The following is an 18,004-nucleotide window of genomic DNA, read 5'->3' on the forward strand; positions in this document are numbered from 1 at the left end:
AATCAAGTCCTGTCGCCCGCTCAGGTGGCCGGCGGCAGGCGCATGATGATACCCATGTCGTCGCTTTCGCGCACCTGGCGCAGATGCTCTTCGGCAAGCGTCGCCTCGCGCTGGCGGTTCCACATGGAGGCGTAGAGACCATTCTGATCCAGAAGCGCCTGATGTGTGCCACGCTCGGCAATCGTGCCGTCCTTGACCACGATGATCTCGTCGGCATTGATGACGGTCGACAAGCGGTGGGCGATGACCAGCGTCGTACGGTTCTTCGAAACCACATCGAGTGCTGCCTGGATTTCCCGCTCGGTCGTCGTGTCGAGCGCTGACGTCGCCTCGTCGAGAATGAGGATGGGCGGGGCCTTGAGGATGGTGCGCGCAATGGCCACGCGCTGCTTTTCACCGCCGGAAAGCTTCAGGCCGCGTTCGCCCACCATCGTCTTGAACCCGTCCGGCAGGTTGCGGATGAAGGTGCCGATCTGGGCGATCTCGGCAGCCGCTTCCACGTCGCGATCGGTGGCTTCGAGGCGACCGTAGCGGATGTTATAGGCGATGGTGTCGTTGAACAGGACCGTGTCCTGCGGCACCATCCCGATGGCATTGCGCAACGATTTCTGAGTCACATCCCGAATGTTCTGACCATCGATCAGGATCTCGCCCTGCTGAACGTCGTAGAACCGGTAGAGCAGGCGGGAAATGGTGGATTTGCCCGCCCCTGACGGCCCGACCACGGCCACCGTCTTGCCCGCCGGAACCTCGAAGCTGAGGCCCTTGAGGATCGGCCGGTTGGCATCATAGGCGAAGTGAACATCCTTGAAGGTGATGGAACCGTTGGCGATGGCGAGATCCTTCGCGCTGTCCGTGTCCTTCACCTCGGCGTCGATTTCCAGAAGATCGAACATCTGCTCGATGTCCGTCAGGCCCTGGCGGATTTCGCGATAGACGAAGCCGATGAAGTTGAGTGGCATGGAAAGCTGCATCAGCAGCGCGTTGACGAACACGAAATCGCCGATCGTCTGCTCGCCGCGCTGGACGGCGAGGCCGGACATGACCATCATCACCGCCATGCCGATACCGAAGATCACCGCCTGACCGAAGTTCAGCCAGCCGAGCGAGGTCCAGATGCGGGTCGCCGAGATTTCGTAGCGCGCCATCGCATCGTCAAAGCGGCGAGCCTCCATCTCCTCATTGCCGAAATACTTGACCGTTTCGTAGTTGAGCAGCGAGTCGATGGCCTTCGTGTTGGCCTCGGTGTCGCTGTTGTTCATGTCGCGGCGAATGGAGATGCGCCAGTCGCTGGCCTTGACCGTGAACCACAGGTAGAGACCGACGGTGACGGCCGTCACGAAGAGATAGGAGAAGCCGTAACCCCACCAGAAGATCGCTGCCGTCAGTGCAAATTCGAGCAGGGTGGGAACGGAGTTCAGAATGGTGAAGCGGACGATGGTTTCAATGCCCTTCGTGCCGCGCTCGATGATACGGGAAAGCCCGCCCGTCTTGCGCTCCAGATGGAAGCGCAGGGAAAGCCGGTGCATGTGCACGAAGGTCTTGAAGGCAAGCTGGCGCACTGCATGCTGCCCGACGCTGGCAAACAAGGCGTCGCGAAGCTGGTTAAGCCCTGCCTGCACGATACGCACGAGGTTGTAGGCAATGATGAGGGCGACGGCCCCGAGCAGGAAGGCCGGCAGCAGACCGACAGCGTCCATCTTGCCATTCAGCGCATCGGTGCTCCACTTGAAGAAGTAGGGCACGCCCAGCAGAACGAACTTGGCCAGAACGAGATAGAAAGTTGCCCAGACAACCCGCCGCTTCAGATCGGAACGGCCATGCGGCCACATATAGGGCCAGAGATTGACGAGCGTGCCGAGTGGATTGCCCTCATCGGCAGAGACGGTCTTCTTCTTGTCGGTCATGAAGTTTCTTCAAGCGGAGGGAAACGGAAATACGGCGGTTCCTGCTCGGACCGCCGTCCCGTAACACATAGGAAGGGCAATGCCTTATTGCAACGGTTTGCCGGAGAGACGCTTGCGATGTAACTCCTCGGCATTCGGCAGGGCATCCTTCGGCACGGTGAATACCTGACCGGGCTCGATCAGGTCCGGATTGTTGATCTCCGTGCGATTGGCCAGATAGATCGTGGTGTAACGCACGCCCTGACCGTAGAGCCGGCGGGAAATCTGCCACAGCGTATCGCCCCGGCGGATGATGACGGCGCTGTCAGACGGCGTGAGCGGCGCTTGCGAAATTGCCCTGGGATCGGTGGCTGAAGCCGGCGTTGCCGTCGCCGGCGTCATGGCCGCGTCCATCACGCCGGAGAGGCTGTCGATAACCTTCGCAAGGCTCGCAGCATCCTTCGGAAGGGCATCAAGCGCGGCAAGCGCCTTGCCGGCAGCGGTGGCGGCCTCAGCTCCCTGCGCCTTGATGTCGCCGGAAGCGCCGATGTCCGGAACGAAGTCGCCAAGGGCCCTGAGAGCGAATTCCGTAGCCGAACGGGCGGCGGCCAGTTCTTCCTTGCCTGGCACCTTGCCATCGGCAAACAGGGATTTCAGCAGGGTGTAGGCCTTGGTCAAGTTGGCGCGCAGGCTCGCCAGCGCCTTGCTGTCAGGAGTTTCGGCTACGCTCGCAGAGGACGGACCGGCATCGCCGGCGACGGCGGAAACCTGATTGCCCTCGGGCCGGTTGAACGGCACCGAAACCTTCATGGCCACATTGCCCTTCTCATCCAGCATTTCCACCACGATGAGGTGGTCGCCGGGCGCAAGCGGTAAGGTTCCATCCACGACAAAATGACCGGAGGGATCGACCGTGACCTCGCCGATCCGGTCATTGCCGGCAAAAGCGCGGATGGTGGCGCCAGCCTTGGCGGAGCCGGCGACGAAGATGCGATCGTTCTCGATCTCGACGGCGCTGACACGCACGGGTGCGACGGCTGTACTTGCCGGTGCGGACCCATCCGGTGCGGTTGCCGCAGGCTGCGTGCCGGCGGGTGTCGTGGCCTCGGTGGCAGGGCTGGCCGGTACGGCGGCAGAGGTGTCGGCGGGCTTGGTCGGCTCACTGCCCTGCGTGGAAGGAATGGTCAGCAGGCGGCTTGCCTGCCCGGGTGTGGAAATCATCGCCAGAAGCTGACCGTCCTTGTCCTTGGGAACGGATACGGTAGCGACTTCGCCGGACAGGGTCACGGAGCCATCGGCGCCAGCGGCCCGCAATGCAAGCTGGTGATCGCCCGGCGGCAGGGGATTGTCGAGAACGGCAGCGAATTCACCACCGGGGCCGGTCACGGCCTTGGTCAGCACCGTTTCGCCGCTCACGATCTCGATTGTTACGCCCGGCGCCGCGCGCCCGGCAATCACGGTCGAGCCGTCGGGCTCGACACGCAACACGTCGAACGAGGGCAGCGCGCTGACCGGAGCGGTGTCCGGCGCCTTTGCGGCTTCCGTCTTCGGGGTTTCGGGCTCGCTCTTGAATGCGAAGGGGAAAAGCTCCTTGGCCTTGCCGATGACGGCGGCAGCGGCGGCGGGATCGGAAGGCAGGCCCTTCAACCATTCGATGGCCTTCACGGCATCGTCGCGCATCTTCTGCGCGTTTGCCCGCAGGTCGCCGCCGATTCCTTCCGGCAGTTCGATTGCCGCGAGGTCTGTCAGCGCCGTTTCGGCCTTCTGGCGGGCTGCGGCGAATTCCTCGGCCGTCGGCAGGCGCCCCTTGTCGAACAATGCGGAGAGCGATGCGACCGCCTCGCTGGCACCGCCGCCGATCCGGTCCATCTTCTCAAGGGTGGCTGTCGCCTTTTCCTTGATCTGGGCCACGGCCTGGGGGGCCGTTTCCGCGGCTTTTTCGGCAGTCTGCTTGACGGCTTCGGTGGCCTTGTCGGCAGCCTTCTGCAGACTGTCCTTGTCGCCCGAGAGTTGTGGAAGCACCACGAACAGCATCAGAAGCGTCGCGATGGCGAGCACGATGAGGGCCAAAAGGGCGGCGCGGTTCTTCATTTCCATCAATCTCCGGCAATGCTCCAGAATTGCTATCGATTTTACGCCTCTTTCACAAGCGAAACGGCATGGATAGCGCCATCAAAGGCCAGTTTTTTCACGCATTTCCTTGACGCGGTTCCGCAGCCGTTGTTCCCTTGGACCATGAGTGAAAACAGTTCTTCGATTCGAACCATCTGCGTTTATTGCGGTTCCCAGCCCGGACGCTCGGCTGCCTTTGTCGAGGCCGGGCGTCAATTGGGGGCCTCCATCGCCGCCCACGGCCTGCGTCTCGTTTATGGCGGCGGCACCAAGGGCATCATGGGCGCCGTTGCCAGCGGCGTGCTTTCCTCCGGCGGGCAAGTGACGGGGATCATTCCCGAATTTCTCGTGGACATGGAGGCGACCCGTCATTCTCTCGGTCAGCTTGATGAGTTGGTCATTACCGAGAACATGCATGAGCGCAAGCACATGATGTTCGAGCGTGCCGATGCCTTCGTCACGCTGCCGGGCGGTATCGGGACGCTGGAAGAGATTGTCGAGATCATGACCTGGGCCCAGCTCGGCCGCCATGAAAAGCCGATGGTCTTCGCCAATATAGAAGGCTTCTGGAACCCGATGCTCGACCTGATCGATCACATGCGTGATCAGGGCTTCATCCACCGCGCCCATCTGGTGCGGCCCATGGTCATCGACCGGGTGGAAGACATCGTCCCCGCCATTCTCGACCGTGCCGCCGAACGCGACGCCCCGACAGGCGAAGAGGCGATCATCTCCCGCCTTTGATAACAGCCAAGGCCAGGCGCGCCGGGTCTCAGGCCTTGGCGCGCATCATCATCGACCAGCTATAGACGATCAGCGCCGCCCAGATGAAGATGAATGCGGAAAGCTTCAGCGGGTTCATCGGCTCGTTGAAGGCGAAGACCGCTACGAGAAACAACAGGCTCGGCGTGATGTACTGCATGATCGCGATGGTCGAAAGCCGCAGCAATTTGGCGCCGTTGGCATAGAGCATCAGCGGAATGGCCGTAGCGAGACCCGCCGAACCGAGCAGCACGGAATCGAGCGGCACCCCCTGCATGAAATGGCCCTGGCCGGTGGCGGTAAGCCAGAGGATGTAACCCAGCGCGAAGGGGGAGAGCAGCGCCACTTCCAGAAAGAAGCCCTGATTGGCGCCGATGGGCAGGGCCTTGCGCAGGAAGGCGTAGGCACCCCACGAGAGCGTCAGGATGAGGCCGATCCACGGCAAAGCGCCAGTGGCATAGGTCATGATTGCAACGCCGATGGCGGCAAGCCCGAGGGCGGCAATCTGTGCCGGCGCCAGCTTTTCCTTCAGGAGAACCGCACCGAGAAAGATCGAAAACAGGGGGTTGATGAAATAGCCGAGCGCCGCATCCAGCGTGCGGTCGATGCTGATCGCCCAGACATAGACACCCCAGTTGATGCTGACGAGCGATGCGGTGATGAACGCCATGCCGAGCATGCGCGGCGAACGCAGGGCGACCTTCAACTCGCCGAGCTGACCGAGGGCGGCCAGAATGACGCCGGCAATCGGTACCGACCAGAATACCCGGTGGGAGATCACCTCGAATGGCGAGAGATGGCCGAGCGCTTTCAGGTAGAACGGCAATGCGCCCCACAGAAGATAGGCCGCGGCGGCCAGGACGAACCCCTTGCGGCTGTCTTCGTTCTTCGGTGCGGCGGGCGCGTCAGTCGCCATGCGGGACTCCATCGACAGCGCCACACGCCGGTTGGCGTGCAAACAAAGGCTGTCTCGTCTTGAAATTGCGGGCTGAATCCCCCGGCTCTCCGGGAAACGGCAAAGGTTAGCCTCCCGAATACCTGAACCGGGAGGCTAGTGCCAATTCATTTCTGTGAACCATGTATCAGGCGAAATGAAGTCCCGCCGCTGCAAACCTATTCCGCCGGGCCCGCCAGACCCCGGTTCTTCATCAGCTTGTAGAGGATGGAATCGTAAAGCGCCTGGAACGAGGCGTCGATGATGTTTTCCGAAACGCCGACCGTCGTCCAGCGGCGGCCGTCATCATCCCCGGATTCGATCAGGACGCGGGTCACGGCCCCGGTGCCGCCATTGAGGATACGCACCTTGTAGTCCGTGAGTTCCAGATCGGCTATATCCTGCTGATAGCAGCCGAAATCCTTGCGCAGCGCAAGGTCGAGCGCGTTGACCGGCCCATCGCCTTCCGCCACCGAAAGGATGGTCTTGCCCTCGATCTCAAGCTTTACCACCGCTTCCGAAACGGTCTTCAACTGGCCAAGCGCATCGAAGCGGCGTTCCACCATCACGCGGAAACCATCGACCCGGAAGAAATCCGGAATGGCGGAGAAGGTGCGACGCGCCAGAAGTTCGAAGCTGGCATCCGCGCCCTCATAGGCATAGCCCTCCGCCTCGCGTTCCTTGACGGTCGAGATCAGCCGGTCGAGACGCGGGTCGTCCTTGGCAACATCGATGCCGCGTCGCTTCAGCGCGTTGAGGAAGTTCGATTTGCCGCCCTGATCCGACACCATGACGTTGCGGAAATTGCCGACGGATTCCGGCGTCACATGCTCATAGGTGCGCGGGTCCTTCATCAGCGCCGAAGCGTGAATACCGGCCTTGGTGGCAAAGGCGGATGCGCCGACATAGGGCGACTGGTGGTAGGGTGCGCGGTTCAGGATTTCGTCGAAGGCGCGGGAGAGTTCCGTCAGGCCCGCCAGCTTTTCCGCAGTCACGCCGGTTTCGAAGCGCGAGGTGTAGACCTCCTTCAGTGCAAGCGTCGGGATGAGCGTTACCAGATTGGCATTGCCGCAACGCTCGCCGATGCCGTTCAGCGTGCCCTGGATCTGGCGTGCGCCAGCCTCGATGGCGGCCAGCGAGTTGGCGACGGCCTGTCCGGTGTCGTTATGGGCATGGATGCCCAGAGAGGTTCCCGGAACGCCGGAAGCGATGACCTCCAGAACGATGCGCTCCACTTCCGAAGGCTGCGAACCGCCATTGGTGTCGCACAGCACCACCCAGCGCGCGCCGGCTTCATAGGCGGTTTTCACGCAGGCAAGGGCATAGTCCGGATTGGCCTTGTAGCCGTCAAAGAAATGCTCGCAGTCGATCATCGCCTGCTTGCCGCTTTTGAGGATTGCCGCCACGCTGTCGGATATGGCGGCGAGGTTTTCTTCCAGCGTCGTGCCAAGCGCGACCTTCACATGGTAATCCCAGCTTTTCGCCACCAGACAGAGCGCATCGCCGGCCGACTGGATGAGGCTTGCGAGACCCGGATCGTTGGAGGCCGAAACGCCCGGCCGCCGCGTCATGCCGAAGGCGACGAAACCCGCCTTCTTCGTGCGCTTCTTCTCGAAGAAAGCGGTATCGGTCGGGTTTGCGCCGGGATAGCCGCCCTCGACATAATCGAGACCGAACTCGTCCAGCATGGCGGCAATCGCAACCTTGTCATCGACGGAAAAGTCGATGCCCGGCGTCTGCTGCCCATCCCGCAGCGTGGTGTCGAATAGGTAGATGCGTTCGCGTGTCATGGTTTCCTCCCGGACGGTTCCCGCCGCCGTTATTCTTGTCGTATTCAGGCCTTGCCGGCAAAGCGGTCGGTGGCGCGGATCAATCGGTCGAGAATGCCGGGTTCGGCCAGCGAATGGCCCGCACCCTCGACGATGTTGATCTCTGACGAGCCCCAGGCCTTGTGAAGCTGCCACGCGTAGCGCAGCGGGCAGGGCATGTCGTAACGGCCATGAACGATGACGCCGGGAATGTGGGCGATCCTCGTTACGTCACGCAGCAATTGCTGGTCCTCAAGCCATGCGCCATTCATGAAATAATGGTTCTCGATGCGCGCGAAGGCGAGCGCGTAATCGTCTTCCTCGAAATGGGCGGCATAATCCGGGTTTGGCAAAAGCGTCACCGTCTCGCCTTCCCAGATGCTCCAGGCCTTGGCGCATTCCATCTGCTTGGCCCGGTCGTCGCCGGTCAACCGCCTGTGATAGGCGGCCATCATCTCGTGGCGCTCGTCTTCGGGAATGGGCGCGATGAAGCGCTCCCACTTGTCCGGAAACATTTCCGAGACGCCGTGCTGGTAGAACCAGTCGAGTTCCGGCTTGGTGCAGGTGTAGATGCCGCGCAGCACGATTTCCGTCACGCGCTCCGGATGCGTCTCACAATAGGCGAGCGCCAGCGTGGAGCCCCAGGAGCCGCCGAACACCAGCCATTTCTCGATGCCGAATTTTTCGCGCAGCCGCTCGATGTCGGCCACGAGATGCCATGTTGTGTTGGCCTCGAGATTGGCATGCGGCGTGGATTTGCCGCAGCCGCGCTGGTCGAACAGAACCACATCATAAAGCGCCGGATCGAACACGCGGCGCTGGCTCGGATTGGTGCCGCCGCCTGGACCGCCATGCAGGAAGACGGCGGGTTTTGCGCCCGGCGTGCCCACGCGTTCCCAATAGATGGTGTGGCCATCGCCCACATCGAGAAAACCGGTCTCGTAGGGTTCGATTTCGGGGTAAAGCGTGCGCAACTCAGTCATGGGTAAATACCTCCGGCGGCCAGTGGGCCGTCTCGTGGTCGGGGTGTTGATAGGAAACGACGTTGCTCTCATCCAGCCCCTGTCGAACCATTGGCTTGTCGAACAGGCTGTCGATCCACGGCAGGGCGCGGTCGTGGTTCACCTGAACCTGCGGTTCGATGGCAGCCGGATGGTCAAAGGCGCCGATGGTGATTTCGAGTCCGTTCGGGTGCTCGTAGGCGAGCGGCGTACCGCATTTGTGGCAGAAGCCGCGGCGGATCTGTGCCGATGAATTGAACCAGTGCGGCGTCCCCCGCGTCCACTGGAAATCGCCGGGATAGACCGTCACGAGCGGCGCGAAGAAATTGCCGGTTGCCTTCTGGCACATGCGACAGTGACAGATGCTTGGTCGGCCGAGCTTCGTGCCGTGAAAACGGATGGCGCCACACTGGCAGCCGCCGGAAAATTCCCCTTCGTGCATGCTTCCCCCCTTCAGAGATAAACGTAGGCCAGAACGCCGAGAACGATGATGACGGCGATCACGCCCTTGGCAATCAGGCTGTAAAGCAGCCATTTCGGCATCTGCAGTTCGGGCTTCTTGTCGGTCATGGCGTATCCTTCACCGTCCAGGTGTCGGTGTCGTGGTCCGGATGCTGAAAGGATACGATATCGAGCAGGAATGGTGCCGCCTCGATGTCGTCCAGCGTGTGATGTTCCGGCAGGCTGTGCAGCGCATCGACAAATGGCAGCTTGCCCTCGACGCCATATTGCACCACTGGCGGCAAGGCAGCCGGATCATCGAAGGCACCGGCGGCAATCGCGATGCCGTCAGGCGCTTCATAGGTCAGCGGCGTACCGCAGTTCTCGCAAAAGCCGCGCAGCACGAAATTGGACGAACGGAAATGTTTCAGTGTCCCCCGCGTCCATTCCAGCGAGGCGCCGCGCGTGGAAACGAGCGGGGCATAATAGGCCCCGAACGCCTTCTGGCATATGCGACAGTGACAGATGGAGCTGTCTCTCAACTCCCCCGCCACGCGAAACCGCACCGCCCCGCACTGGCACCCGCCGGAATAGCTGGTCACCGCTTCAGCTCCCACGTCGTCACACGCTCGCCGGTGTCCTTGTCCTTGCCATCCTTGAGGCTGACACCCTGCGCAGCCAGTTCGTCGCGAACGCGGTCGGCCTCGGCAAAGTTCTTGGCTTTGAGGAAGGCGAGGCGTTCGGCAACCCTGGCCTCAATAGCGGCGCTCTCGCCGGCATCCACCGCCACCTTTTCCGGCAGGAGCCCCATCAGGGCCGCACTTGCGGCAAAGACCGGCAGCTTTGCCGGATCGGCATTGGCAGCCTGCGCCAGTTGATGCAGCGCCTGCACCGCCGCGACCGTGTTGAGGTCGTCGGAAAGCGCATCGAGAACGCTGGCATCGGGTGCCACATCGGCCTTGTCGGCGGCAGGCCACCTGGCCAGCAGCCGTTCGGCCTCTTCCAGCCGCTTCACGGAGAAGTCGATGGGCTCGCGGTAATGCGTCATCAGCATGGCAAGGCGCAGGACCGGACCCGGCCAGGCGCGTCCCCCGAGCTTGTCCGTTGCCAGAAGCTCGTGGATGGTGACGAAATTGCCTTCCGACTTCGACATCTTGCGGCCTTCCACCTGCACGAAGCCGTTGTGCAGCCAGTAATTCGCCATGACCTGCGTGCCGTGGGCGCAACGCGATTGCGCGATCTCGTTTTCATGGTGGGGGAAGATCAGATCCAGTCCGCCGCCGTGAATATCGAAGACCTCGCCGAGATAACGCTGGCTCATGGCCGAGCATTCGATGTGCCAGCCCGGACGGCCGCGCCCCCAGGGCGAGGGCCAGCCCGGTTCATTGTCGTCGGAAAGCTTCCACAGCACGAAATCGGCCGGGTGCTTCTTGTGACGTTCGACGGCAATTCGCGCGCCGGCCTGCTGCTCGTCCAGCGGGCGCTTCGAAAGCTGGCCGTAATCGGCCATCGACGTGGTGTCGAAAAGCACCTCGCCGGAGGCAACATAGGCGTGGCCCTTGGCGATCAGCGTTTCGATGATGGCGATCATTTGCGCGATGTTGTCGGTAGCGCGTGGCTCGACGGTCGGCGGTTCGCATCCGAGTGCAGCCACATCCGAATGATACTGGGCCGCCGTCTTTTCCGTCACCCGCGCAATGGCGTCGTTGAGCGGCAGATCGGGATAGTCGCGCAGGGCGCGCGCATTGATCTTGTCATCCACGTCGGTGATGTTGCGGGCATAGGTGACGTGGCTTGCGCCGTAAACATGCTTTAACAGCCGGAACAGCACGTCGAAGACGATGACCGGGCGGGCATTGCCGATATGGGCGAAATCATAGACCGTCGGGCCGCAGACATACATGCGGACATTCTTCGGGTCGAGCGGTATAAACTCGCTCTTTTCGCGCGTCAGTGTGTTGTAAAGCTTGAGCTTTTCGCCCATTCCCGATCTCCGTTCATGCACCTCCGGCCTCGGCCGGGGCGTCTTCATCCGGAGTTTGTGAAAGGACGAGAACGGCCAGGCCAGCGAACCGCTAGCGAATAATGATCCCGCAAATAATGCAGAGTGCCGTTTTCATGCTGACCTTATGGCGTGCGCCGCTGGTTTGGTCAAGGCCACCCCACACGCAAGAATGTCGCGCAGGGGTGGTGCCTCACGAATTTTTATTCCGGAGCGCGGAAGCTCTTGAAGGCCTTCTCACGCACCACATAAAGCTTGCCGGTTTCCGTCTGGGCGGGAGCAACCAGCGGTGCGATGACGGCGGCGACTTCGCGCGGGTGCGGAATGCTTTCCGGGTCTTCGCCGGGTGCGGCCTTGGCGCGCATCTGGGTGCGGGTGACGCCGGGGTCGACGGCCAGAACCTTGACGTTGGAGAGGTTCTCGATCTCGCCGGCCCAGGTTCGCACCAGCGCTTCCACGGCGGCCTTGGAGGCGGAATAGGCGCCCCAGAATGGGCGGCAGCGATGCGCGGCGGCGGATGACAGCACAACGGCCCGGCCCGCATCCGAAAGCTTCAGCAGCGGCTCGACCGAGCGGATCATCCGCCAGGTGGAAACCACGTTGATGCGCATGACCTTTTCGAAATCCTTGGGGTCGATATGGCCGATGGGCGAGATGGTGCCGAGAATGCCGGCATTGGCGACGAGAATATCGAGCTTGCCCCAGCGTTCGAAGATCGAGGCGCCGAGCCGATCGATGGCGTCCATGTCGTCCAGATCGAAGGGAACCAGCGTTGCCGGCTGGCCGCCTGCCGCCTGAATGGCGTCGTCCAGATCCTCGAGGCCGCCGACCGTGCGGGCGCATGCAATGACATGCGCGCCGGCCTTGGCGAGTTCGAGCGCGGTGAAATAACCGATGCCGCGCGAGGCGCCGGTCACGACCGCGATGCGGCCCGTCAGGTCGAGGCTCATGAAATCCTCCCGAGAAATCCGTTGAATTGAGCGTTGCGCCTCCTAGCCAGCGGGCGCGCGCCTGTCCTTGATCAGGAACAAGTCGGGGCCGTCAGCAAAGCTGCGGCCCCGGTGAAATCAGCCGTTCGAAGCGAGCAGGGAAATCTTGTTGCCGGTCTTCTCGCTTTCCTTGTCGAGAAGGCGGGTCGGATATTCGCCCGTGAAATAGTGATCGGTGAACTGCGGATTGGCCGCATCGCGATCCTTGCCGCCGACAGCGCGGTAAAGCCCGTTGATCGACAGGAACTCGAGCGAATCGGCGCCGATATATTTGCCCATGGCTTCCAGTGTCGAATACTGGTTGGCGAGCAGCTTGTGGGCGTCGGGCGTATCGATGCCGTAGAAATCCGGGTAGAAGATCATCGGGCTTGCCACGCGGATATGCACTTCCCTGGCGCCGGCATCGCGGATCATCTGCACGATCTTGAGCGACGTTGTGCCACGCACGATGGAATCGTCCACCAGCACCACGCGCTTGCCCTCGATCACCGCACGGTTGGCTGAATGCTTCAGCTTCACCCCGAAGGCGCGGATCTGCTGCGTCGGCTCGATGAAGGTGCGGCCGACATAGTGGTTGCGGATGATGCCATATTCGAAGGGAATGCCGCTGGCCTGCGCATAGCCGAGGGCAGCAGGCGTGCCGCCATCCGGCACAGGCACGATCACGTCGGCCTCGACCGGGGCTTCCTTGGCGAGGTTGATGCCCATGTTCTTGCGCGCCACGTAAACGCTGCGACCGCCAACCATCGAATCCGGGCGGGCGAAATAGACATATTCAAACAGGCAGAGGCGTTCCGGCTTCTGGTTGCCAGCCTTGCGTGCGTCGATGGAAATCGAACCGTCCGGCTGGATTTCACAGATGATGACTTCGCCGTTTTCCACGTCGCGGACGAATTTGGCGCCGATGATGTCGAGCGCACAGGTCTCGGAAGCGAAGATCGGCTTGCCGTCCAGCTCGCCCATGACCAGCGGACGGATGCCCGTGGGATCGCGCGCCGCGATCAGCTTGGTCCGGGTGATGGCCAGCATGGAGTAGCCGCCTTCCATCTGCCGGATCGCATCGATGAAGCGGTCGGCGGTGGAGGTGTAGCGCGAGCGGGCGATAAGATGCAGCACAACCTCGGTATCCGAGGTAGACTGACAGATGGCGCCGCCGGCAATCAACTGGCGACGAAGCGTCAGCCCGTTGGTGAAGTTGCCGTTGTGGGCAATGGCGATGCCGCCGACTTCCAGTTCCGCAAACAGCGGCTGCACGTTGCGCAGCGCCACTTCGCCGGTGGTGGAATAGCGCACATGGCCGATGGCGATGTTGCCGGGCAGCTTCGCCAGCGTCACCGGATCGGTGTAATGATCGCCAACGAGGCCCATGCGGCGTTCCGAATGGAAGCGCTGGCCATCGAAGGAGACGATGCCCGCCGCTTCCTGCCCACGGTGTTGCAGGGCGTGCAGGCCGAGCGCCGTCAGCGTGGCTGCATCCGGGTGCCCTAGAATGCCGAAGACGCCGCATTCTTCGTGCAGCGTATCGCCGTCGATATCGAATTCGTGGTCAAGCGATGAAAACGCATTCATGGCAGGGTACCTTCGCGCGCTCGTGGGGAGCAGCCGGGGTTGAGAGCTTCGGTTTAAAAAATCTGGAAGCCCGGAATGGCGTCCGGGCTTCAAGGGTGTCAAATCGTATGTCGTGCCTGCCTTTTCAAGGCTTCGGAGCGGTGCCCGCAGGGGCTTCGTCTGCCGGGGCGGCCTGCTGGTCTGCGCCATCGACGGCGCTGCCATGCATGCGTTCCTTCACCCAGGGCTCGATATCCGTCGGCAGCACGGCCTCAAGGCGGGCGACCAGCGTGTCGAGGAAAGGCTTGGACTTGGCTTCCTTGATCCACACCGGGCTCTGGTCCGCGCCGACCAGCCAGTTCCAGAAGGCAACGGCGACGACCAGAAGCAGCACGCCGCGCGCCACGCCGAACAGGAAGCCGAGCGTGCGGTCCAGCGCGCCGATGCTGCTGTCGATGATGAAATCGGCAATGCGCGAGGTGATGAAGGAAATGACGATCAGGGCGACGAGGAAGACGATGCCGATGGAACCGGCAAGCGCGATCTTCGCGTCGCTCGTGTACTTCGACACGAAAGGCTGGACCAGCGGGTGCAGGTACCAGGCGGCCGCGACCGACCCGATCCAGCTTGCAATCGACAGAACTTCACGGGAGAAGCCGCGCACCATCGCGAGAACCGCGGAAAAGAGCACGACGCCGAGAACTACACCGTCGAAAATCGTAATGGGCATATATCGAAACTCCGTGGAGGACAGCGGGCACCCACTGCCGGCGGCGGCAATTCGCGATCCTCTTACACCAGCGTTTCGCCGGGGGAAAGGATCAAGTCTCGTCTTCGGTGCGCTGCAAACGGTTTTTCGATCCCGCAATCAGCGCCACCAGATCCGGCAGGCTGCCGATCTCCTTCAGCCGTGTCGGCAAACCCTTGGGTTTTTCGACGGAAGCCTCCGGCAGAACGGCGGCGGAAAAGCCAAGCTTGTCCGCTTCCTTCAGTCTCTGGGCGGTGTGGGCCACAGGCCGCACGGCCCCCGAAAGGCTGATTTCGCCGAAATAGACGCAATCGGCGGGCAGGGCAAGACCGGCAAGCGACGAAACCAGTGCAGAGGCCACCGCAAGGTCGGCCGCTGGCTCCGAAATCCGGTAACCGCCGGCAATGTTGAGATAGACGTCGTGCTGACCGAGACGCACGCCGCAATGGGCTTCGAGCACCGCGAGGATCATCGCAAGCCGTGAACTGTCCCAGCCGACGATGGCCCGGCGCGGCGTGCCGAGCGATGTGGGCGCGACCAAGGCCTGCACTTCGACCAGAACCGGGCGCGTGCCCTCGACCCCGGCAAAGACGGCGGCCCCCGGCGATTTCTCATTGCGTTCGGAGAGGAAAAGGGCGGAGGGGTTGGTGACTTCGCGAAGGCCCGAGCCGCCCATTTCGAACACGCCGATCTCGTCGGTCGGGCCGAAGCGGTTCTTCACCGTGCGCAGGATGCGATAGTGATGGCCGCGGTCGCCCTCGAAATAAAGTACCGCATCGACCATGTGCTCGACCACGCGCGGCCCGGCGATCTGCCCGTCCTTGGTGACGTGGCCGACCAGAACCATGGCCGTGCCCGTCTGCTTCGCAAACCGGATGAGGGCCTGAACTCCGGCACGCACCTGCGTGACGGTTCCCGGTGCCGATTCGGCCATGTCACTCCACAGCGTCTGGATGGAATCGATGATGACGAGATCGGGACGCTTGCCTTCGGCCAGCGTCGCCAGAATATCTTCCACATGGGTCTCGGCGGCGAGCGCAACAGATGTATCCGCTGCCCCCAGACGCTGGGCCCTGAGGCGCACCTGCGCCACGGCCTCTTCACCCGAGACATAGATGATGCGGTGGCCGCGCCGCGAAAGGGCTGCTGCCGCCTGCATGAGAAGAGTGGACTTGCCAATGCCGGGATCGCCGCCGATCAGCACGGCGGAGCCGCGCACGAAGCCGCCGCCGGTTGCCCGGTCCAGCTCGGAAATGCCGGTTTCGATGCGTGGCGCTTCCTCGATGTCGCCCGACAGGGAGGTGAGCGCCACGGGCCGGCCCTTTTTGGCCACGCGGCCCGGTCCGCCGCCGATGCCGCCGGTCGGGTCTTCCTCGAAGATGGTGTTCCACTCGCCGCAGCTTTCGCACTTGCCCACCCAGCGGTTATGCACAGCGCCGCAGGATTGACAGATGAATTGGGTGCGGGCTTTGGCCATCACGTTTCACTTTCTCGTATCGTTCACACGGACATAAATGAGAACAAAACAAGAATCAAGGCCGTTCCCCTTGACGGAGTCTGCCGGCGCAAACATAGTGTCGGCAACAATATAAATGACCGGCTTGGCCGGCGTGTGATTCGCAAAGCAGCATTGGGTGGGCGTCATCAGGACGCCAGGGCGCTGAATATTCCAAACAATTTGTCCTTATCTTCCTGCAACCTCGCGGTTTTTGGGGCGCGGCGCCGTTCGTTCAGGATCGAACCTGAAAGTCTTTCTCAATGCACAAGAACAGCATCAATGTGTTCATCGCGACCCCTTGCTATGGTGGGGTCGTGTACAAGGATTACATGCAGTCGGTCATCGCGACGATGCATGAGGCCGGCAAATATGGCGTGCAACTGACGCTTGCCCTTCTCGGCAATGATGCGCTCATCACCCGTAGCCGGAATTCTCTGGTGTCGTCTTTCTTGAACGATACCGACGCAACCCATCTTCTGTTCATCGATGCCGATATCAGCTTCGAGGCAGAGCAGATCATCCGCCTGTTGCGGGCTGACAAGGATGTCGTGGCAGGCATGTATCCGATCAAGGATTACGACTGGGACAATGCCGGACACCGGCTGGAGAGTGGCGAGACCTTTGCCCAGTCCGGCATGCATTATGTCGGCACGCCGATGCCGGGTGACAAGGCGGAGTGGGATGGTGAATTCGTCACGGCCATCTATGCCGGGACAGGCATGTTGATGATCAAGCGCGCAGCCCTTGAGCGGATGGTCAATGCCTATCCGGATCTGCGTTACAGCGGCGTTCATGCCTTTCCGCGACCGAAGAAATCGCCCTCCACAAAGTATGCGCTGTTCGAGTGCATGATCGAGGAGGACACCGGCCTTTATCTCAGTGAGGACTACGCCTTCTGCCATCGTTGGCGCCAGCTTGGCGGCAAGGTCTGGCTGGATACGGCTGGCCGGTTGACCCATACCGGCTCCCACCACTTCGTCGGCAATCCGGCGGTCCGCCATTCGGTGTCGATGCAGGCCTGAGCGGGGAGGCGTCAGGCTTGCTCGAGCACCAGCCTTTCGTAACGCAGGCCCATGGAGGTGAGGAGTTCGTAGCCGATCGTTCCGGCGGAGCGGGCGACCTCATCCAATGGCACGTTGCGGCCGAAAAGTTCGATATAGTCGCCGGCGCGCACCGCGTTTGCGGGCACGTCGGTCACGTCGAAAATGGTCAGGTCCATGGTGACCCGGCCTGCCACGGGCACCTTGTGGCCGTTGACGAAGCCATAGGCGCCGCCGCGTCCCATTTCGCGCAACGGAATGCCGGAGCCCGACAGCGAACGCTGGTAGCCGTCGGCATAACCGACGGCGGCAATCGCCAGCCGGCTGGCGCGCTTCAACTGATAGGTGCCGCCATAGCTCACCGTCTGGCCTTCGCCGGCCTCGCGGATCATCACGATGCGCGCCTCCGCCGTGGCGACCGGGCGCATGGGGTTCGGCGCATCGTTTACCGCCTCGCCACCGTAAAGGGCGATGCCGGGACGGGTGAGGTCGAAGTGATACTCGGGACCGAGGAAGATGCCGGCCGAGGCTGAAAGCGATGATTCGACGCCTTCATAAGCCGCCGCAACCTTTTGAAACGACTCAAGCTGTACCCGGTTCATGGCAGCCGATGGCGTGTCGCCGCAGGCGAGATGCGACAGAACCAGAACCGGATCGAAACTTGCCGGGCGGCAGGGATCGTCTGCAAGGTACAGCGCGTCGTCAACGGTAAGACCGAGGCGGTTGAAGCCGGTATCGACCTGCAGCGCGCAGGGATGTTCGCCGCCCTGCGCACACACCGCCGTCCAGTGCGAAAGCTGTTCTTCCGATGCAAGAACCGGCACGAGATCGGAGCCGATGACGTCCGCTTCCTGCCCCGGCCACACGCCGGAGAGCACGAAAATGCGGGCTTGCGGTACGTAGGGACGGAGCGTGACGCCTTCGGAAACCGTGGCGACGAAGAAGTCCCGTGCGCCGGCGCGATAGAAGGTCTGGCCGGCATCCTCGATGCCGAGCCCGTAGGCATCGGCCTTCACCACGGCAGCGGCGCGCGCCTTGCCGGAACGCTTTGCCATGTCGCGCCAGTTATCGGCCATCGCGCCGAGGTCGACGGTTAGTCGCAACGGCGCATGGTCGAAACTCGAAGCAAGAGCGGAATCGTCTTCGGAAAGCATATCTTCGAAATCGGTCATGGAAGGCACCCGGCGGGATAAAGGTCTCGGGCGAGATTATCACTTTTGTTCAAGACCGGCAGG

The 18,004-nt window shown here is 62.2% G+C and carries 15 protein-coding genes; 2 read left to right on the top strand and 13 right to left on the bottom strand.

What is annotated here, in order from left to right; all coding sequences use genetic code 11:
• Positions 1 to 20: 20 nt before the first annotated feature.
• Positions 21 to 1,907, bottom strand: coding sequence for an ABCB family ABC transporter ATP-binding protein/permease (locus tag GGQ66_RS05930; protein ID WP_183790444.1), 1,887 nt, complete (start codon positions 1,905 to 1,907; stop codon positions 21 to 23).
• Between the two features lie 84 nt (positions 1,908 to 1,991).
• A complete protein-coding gene (locus GGQ66_RS05935; RefSeq protein ID WP_183790446.1) occupies positions 1,992 to 3,977 on the bottom strand; it encodes a LysM peptidoglycan-binding domain-containing protein in 1,986 nt (661 codons plus the stop codon).
• A 144-nt stretch (positions 3,978 to 4,121) separates the two neighbouring features.
• Here GGQ66_RS05935 and GGQ66_RS05940 point away from each other — a divergent pair, with 144 nt between their 5' ends.
• Positions 4,122 to 4,742 (top strand): LOG family protein, encoded by a 621-nt coding sequence (locus GGQ66_RS05940; RefSeq protein ID WP_183790448.1) that lies wholly within the window; start codon positions 4,122 to 4,124, stop codon positions 4,740 to 4,742.
• Positions 4,743 to 4,770: 28 nt separating this feature from the next.
• Here the strand turns inward: GGQ66_RS05940 and rarD are convergent, their stop codons facing one another.
• From rarD to radA, 10 genes are all read right to left on the bottom strand, one after another.
• Complete coding sequence (gene rarD / locus GGQ66_RS05945; RefSeq protein WP_183790450.1) at positions 4,771 to 5,676, bottom strand: EamA family transporter RarD; 906 nt, start codon at positions 5,674 to 5,676, stop codon at positions 4,771 to 4,773.
• A 197-nt stretch (positions 5,677 to 5,873) separates the two neighbouring features.
• Entirely contained in the window at positions 5,874 to 7,484 is a 1,611-nt protein-coding gene (gene cimA, locus GGQ66_RS05950) for a citramalate synthase (protein WP_183790452.1), read from the bottom strand.
• A gap of 44 nt (positions 7,485 to 7,528) precedes the next feature.
• Positions 7,529 to 8,485: a prolyl aminopeptidase gene (pip, locus tag GGQ66_RS05955; protein WP_183790454.1), complete on the bottom strand. Its 957-nt coding sequence runs from the start codon at positions 8,483 to 8,485 to the stop codon at positions 7,529 to 7,531.
• Positions 8,478 to 8,945 carry a GFA family protein gene (locus tag GGQ66_RS05960; RefSeq protein ID WP_183790456.1) on the bottom strand — a complete coding sequence of 156 codons (468 nt, stop codon included), beginning with the start codon at positions 8,943 to 8,945 and terminating at the stop codon, positions 8,478 to 8,480. The genes pip and GGQ66_RS05960 overlap by 8 nt, the downstream gene beginning before the upstream one ends.
• A 124-nt stretch (positions 8,946 to 9,069) precedes the next feature.
• The gene (locus tag GGQ66_RS05965; protein ID WP_183790458.1) at positions 9,070 to 9,546 is read right to left on the bottom strand and encodes a GFA family protein; all 477 of its coding nucleotides are present in this window, start codon (positions 9,544 to 9,546) and stop codon (positions 9,070 to 9,072) included.
• Positions 9,543 to 10,928, bottom strand: a complete 1,386-nt coding sequence (gene cysS / locus GGQ66_RS05970) for a cysteine--tRNA ligase (RefSeq protein ID WP_183790460.1) — start codon at positions 10,926 to 10,928, stop codon at positions 9,543 to 9,545. The genes GGQ66_RS05965 and cysS overlap by 4 nt, the downstream gene beginning before the upstream one ends.
• 221 nt (positions 10,929 to 11,149) lie before the next feature.
• The gene (locus GGQ66_RS05975; protein ID WP_183790462.1) at positions 11,150 to 11,896 is read right to left on the bottom strand and encodes an SDR family NAD(P)-dependent oxidoreductase; all 747 of its coding nucleotides are present in this window, start codon (positions 11,894 to 11,896) and stop codon (positions 11,150 to 11,152) included.
• Between the two features lie 117 nt (positions 11,897 to 12,013).
• Positions 12,014 to 13,504: an amidophosphoribosyltransferase gene (purF, locus tag GGQ66_RS05980; RefSeq protein WP_183790465.1), complete on the bottom strand. Its 1,491-nt coding sequence runs from the start codon at positions 13,502 to 13,504 to the stop codon at positions 12,014 to 12,016.
• 124 nt (positions 13,505 to 13,628) lie between these two features.
• The gene (locus GGQ66_RS05985; protein ID WP_183790467.1) at positions 13,629 to 14,213 is read right to left on the bottom strand and encodes a CvpA family protein; all 585 of its coding nucleotides are present in this window, start codon (positions 14,211 to 14,213) and stop codon (positions 13,629 to 13,631) included.
• Positions 14,214 to 14,304: 91 nt separating this feature from the next.
• The gene (radA, locus tag GGQ66_RS05990; protein ID WP_183790469.1) at positions 14,305 to 15,708 is read right to left on the bottom strand and encodes a DNA repair protein RadA; all 1,404 of its coding nucleotides are present in this window, start codon (positions 15,706 to 15,708) and stop codon (positions 14,305 to 14,307) included.
• A 281-nt stretch (positions 15,709 to 15,989) separates the two neighbouring features.
• Here radA and GGQ66_RS05995 point away from each other — a divergent pair, with 281 nt between their 5' ends.
• Positions 15,990 to 16,751, top strand: coding sequence for a hypothetical protein (locus tag GGQ66_RS05995; protein WP_183790471.1), 762 nt, complete (start codon positions 15,990 to 15,992; stop codon positions 16,749 to 16,751).
• Positions 16,752 to 16,762: 11 nt separating this feature from the next.
• Here GGQ66_RS05995 and alr read toward each other — a convergent pair whose 3' ends face one another.
• Positions 16,763 to 17,941, bottom strand: coding sequence for an alanine racemase (alr, locus tag GGQ66_RS06000; RefSeq protein ID WP_183790473.1), 1,179 nt, complete (start codon positions 17,939 to 17,941; stop codon positions 16,763 to 16,765).
• Positions 17,942 to 18,004: the final 63 nt, after the last annotated feature.

Source organism: Allorhizobium borbori, assembly GCF_014196535.1.
GTDB classification, from domain to species: domain Bacteria; phylum Pseudomonadota; class Alphaproteobacteria; order Rhizobiales; family Rhizobiaceae; genus Ectorhizobium; species Ectorhizobium borbori.

Excerpts from the sequence above, each read along its gene's own strand:
- GGQ66_RS05975 (WP_183790462.1), bottom strand. The coding sequence starts at position 11,896 with ATGAGCCTCGACCTGACGGGCCGCATCGCGGTCGTGACCGGCGCCTCG.
- GGQ66_RS05940 (WP_183790448.1), top strand. The coding sequence starts at position 4,122 with ATGAGTGAAAACAGTTCTTCGATTCGAACCATCTGCGTTTATTGCGGT.
- GGQ66_RS05995 (WP_183790471.1), top strand. The coding sequence starts at position 15,990 with ATGCACAAGAACAGCATCAATGTGTTCATCGCGACCCCTTGCTATGGT.
- alr (WP_183790473.1), bottom strand. The coding sequence starts at position 17,941 with ATGACCGATTTCGAAGATATGCTTTCCGAAGACGATTCCGCTCTTGCT.
- GGQ66_RS05930 (WP_183790444.1), bottom strand. The coding sequence starts at position 1,907 with ATGACCGACAAGAAGAAGACCGTCTCTGCCGATGAGGGCAATCCACTC.
- GGQ66_RS05985 (WP_183790467.1), bottom strand. The coding sequence starts at position 14,213 with ATGCCCATTACGATTTTCGACGGTGTAGTTCTCGGCGTCGTGCTCTTT.
- pip (WP_183790454.1), bottom strand. The coding sequence starts at position 8,485 with ATGACTGAGTTGCGCACGCTTTACCCCGAAATCGAACCCTACGAGACC.
- radA (WP_183790469.1), bottom strand. The coding sequence starts at position 15,708 with ATGGCCAAAGCCCGCACCCAATTCATCTGTCAATCCTGCGGCGCTGTG.
- GGQ66_RS05960 (WP_183790456.1), bottom strand. The coding sequence starts at position 8,945 with ATGCACGAAGGGGAATTTTCCGGCGGCTGCCAGTGTGGCGCCATCCGT.
- GGQ66_RS05935 (WP_183790446.1), bottom strand. The coding sequence starts at position 3,977 with ATGAAGAACCGCGCCGCCCTTTTGGCCCTCATCGTGCTCGCCATCGCG.
- cysS (WP_183790460.1), bottom strand. The coding sequence starts at position 10,928 with ATGGGCGAAAAGCTCAAGCTTTACAACACACTGACGCGCGAAAAGAGC.
- cimA (WP_183790452.1), bottom strand. The coding sequence starts at position 7,484 with ATGACACGCGAACGCATCTACCTATTCGACACCACGCTGCGGGATGGG.
- purF (WP_183790465.1), bottom strand. The coding sequence starts at position 13,504 with ATGAATGCGTTTTCATCGCTTGACCACGAATTCGATATCGACGGCGAT.
- rarD (WP_183790450.1), bottom strand. The coding sequence starts at position 5,676 with ATGGCGACTGACGCGCCCGCCGCACCGAAGAACGAAGACAGCCGCAAG.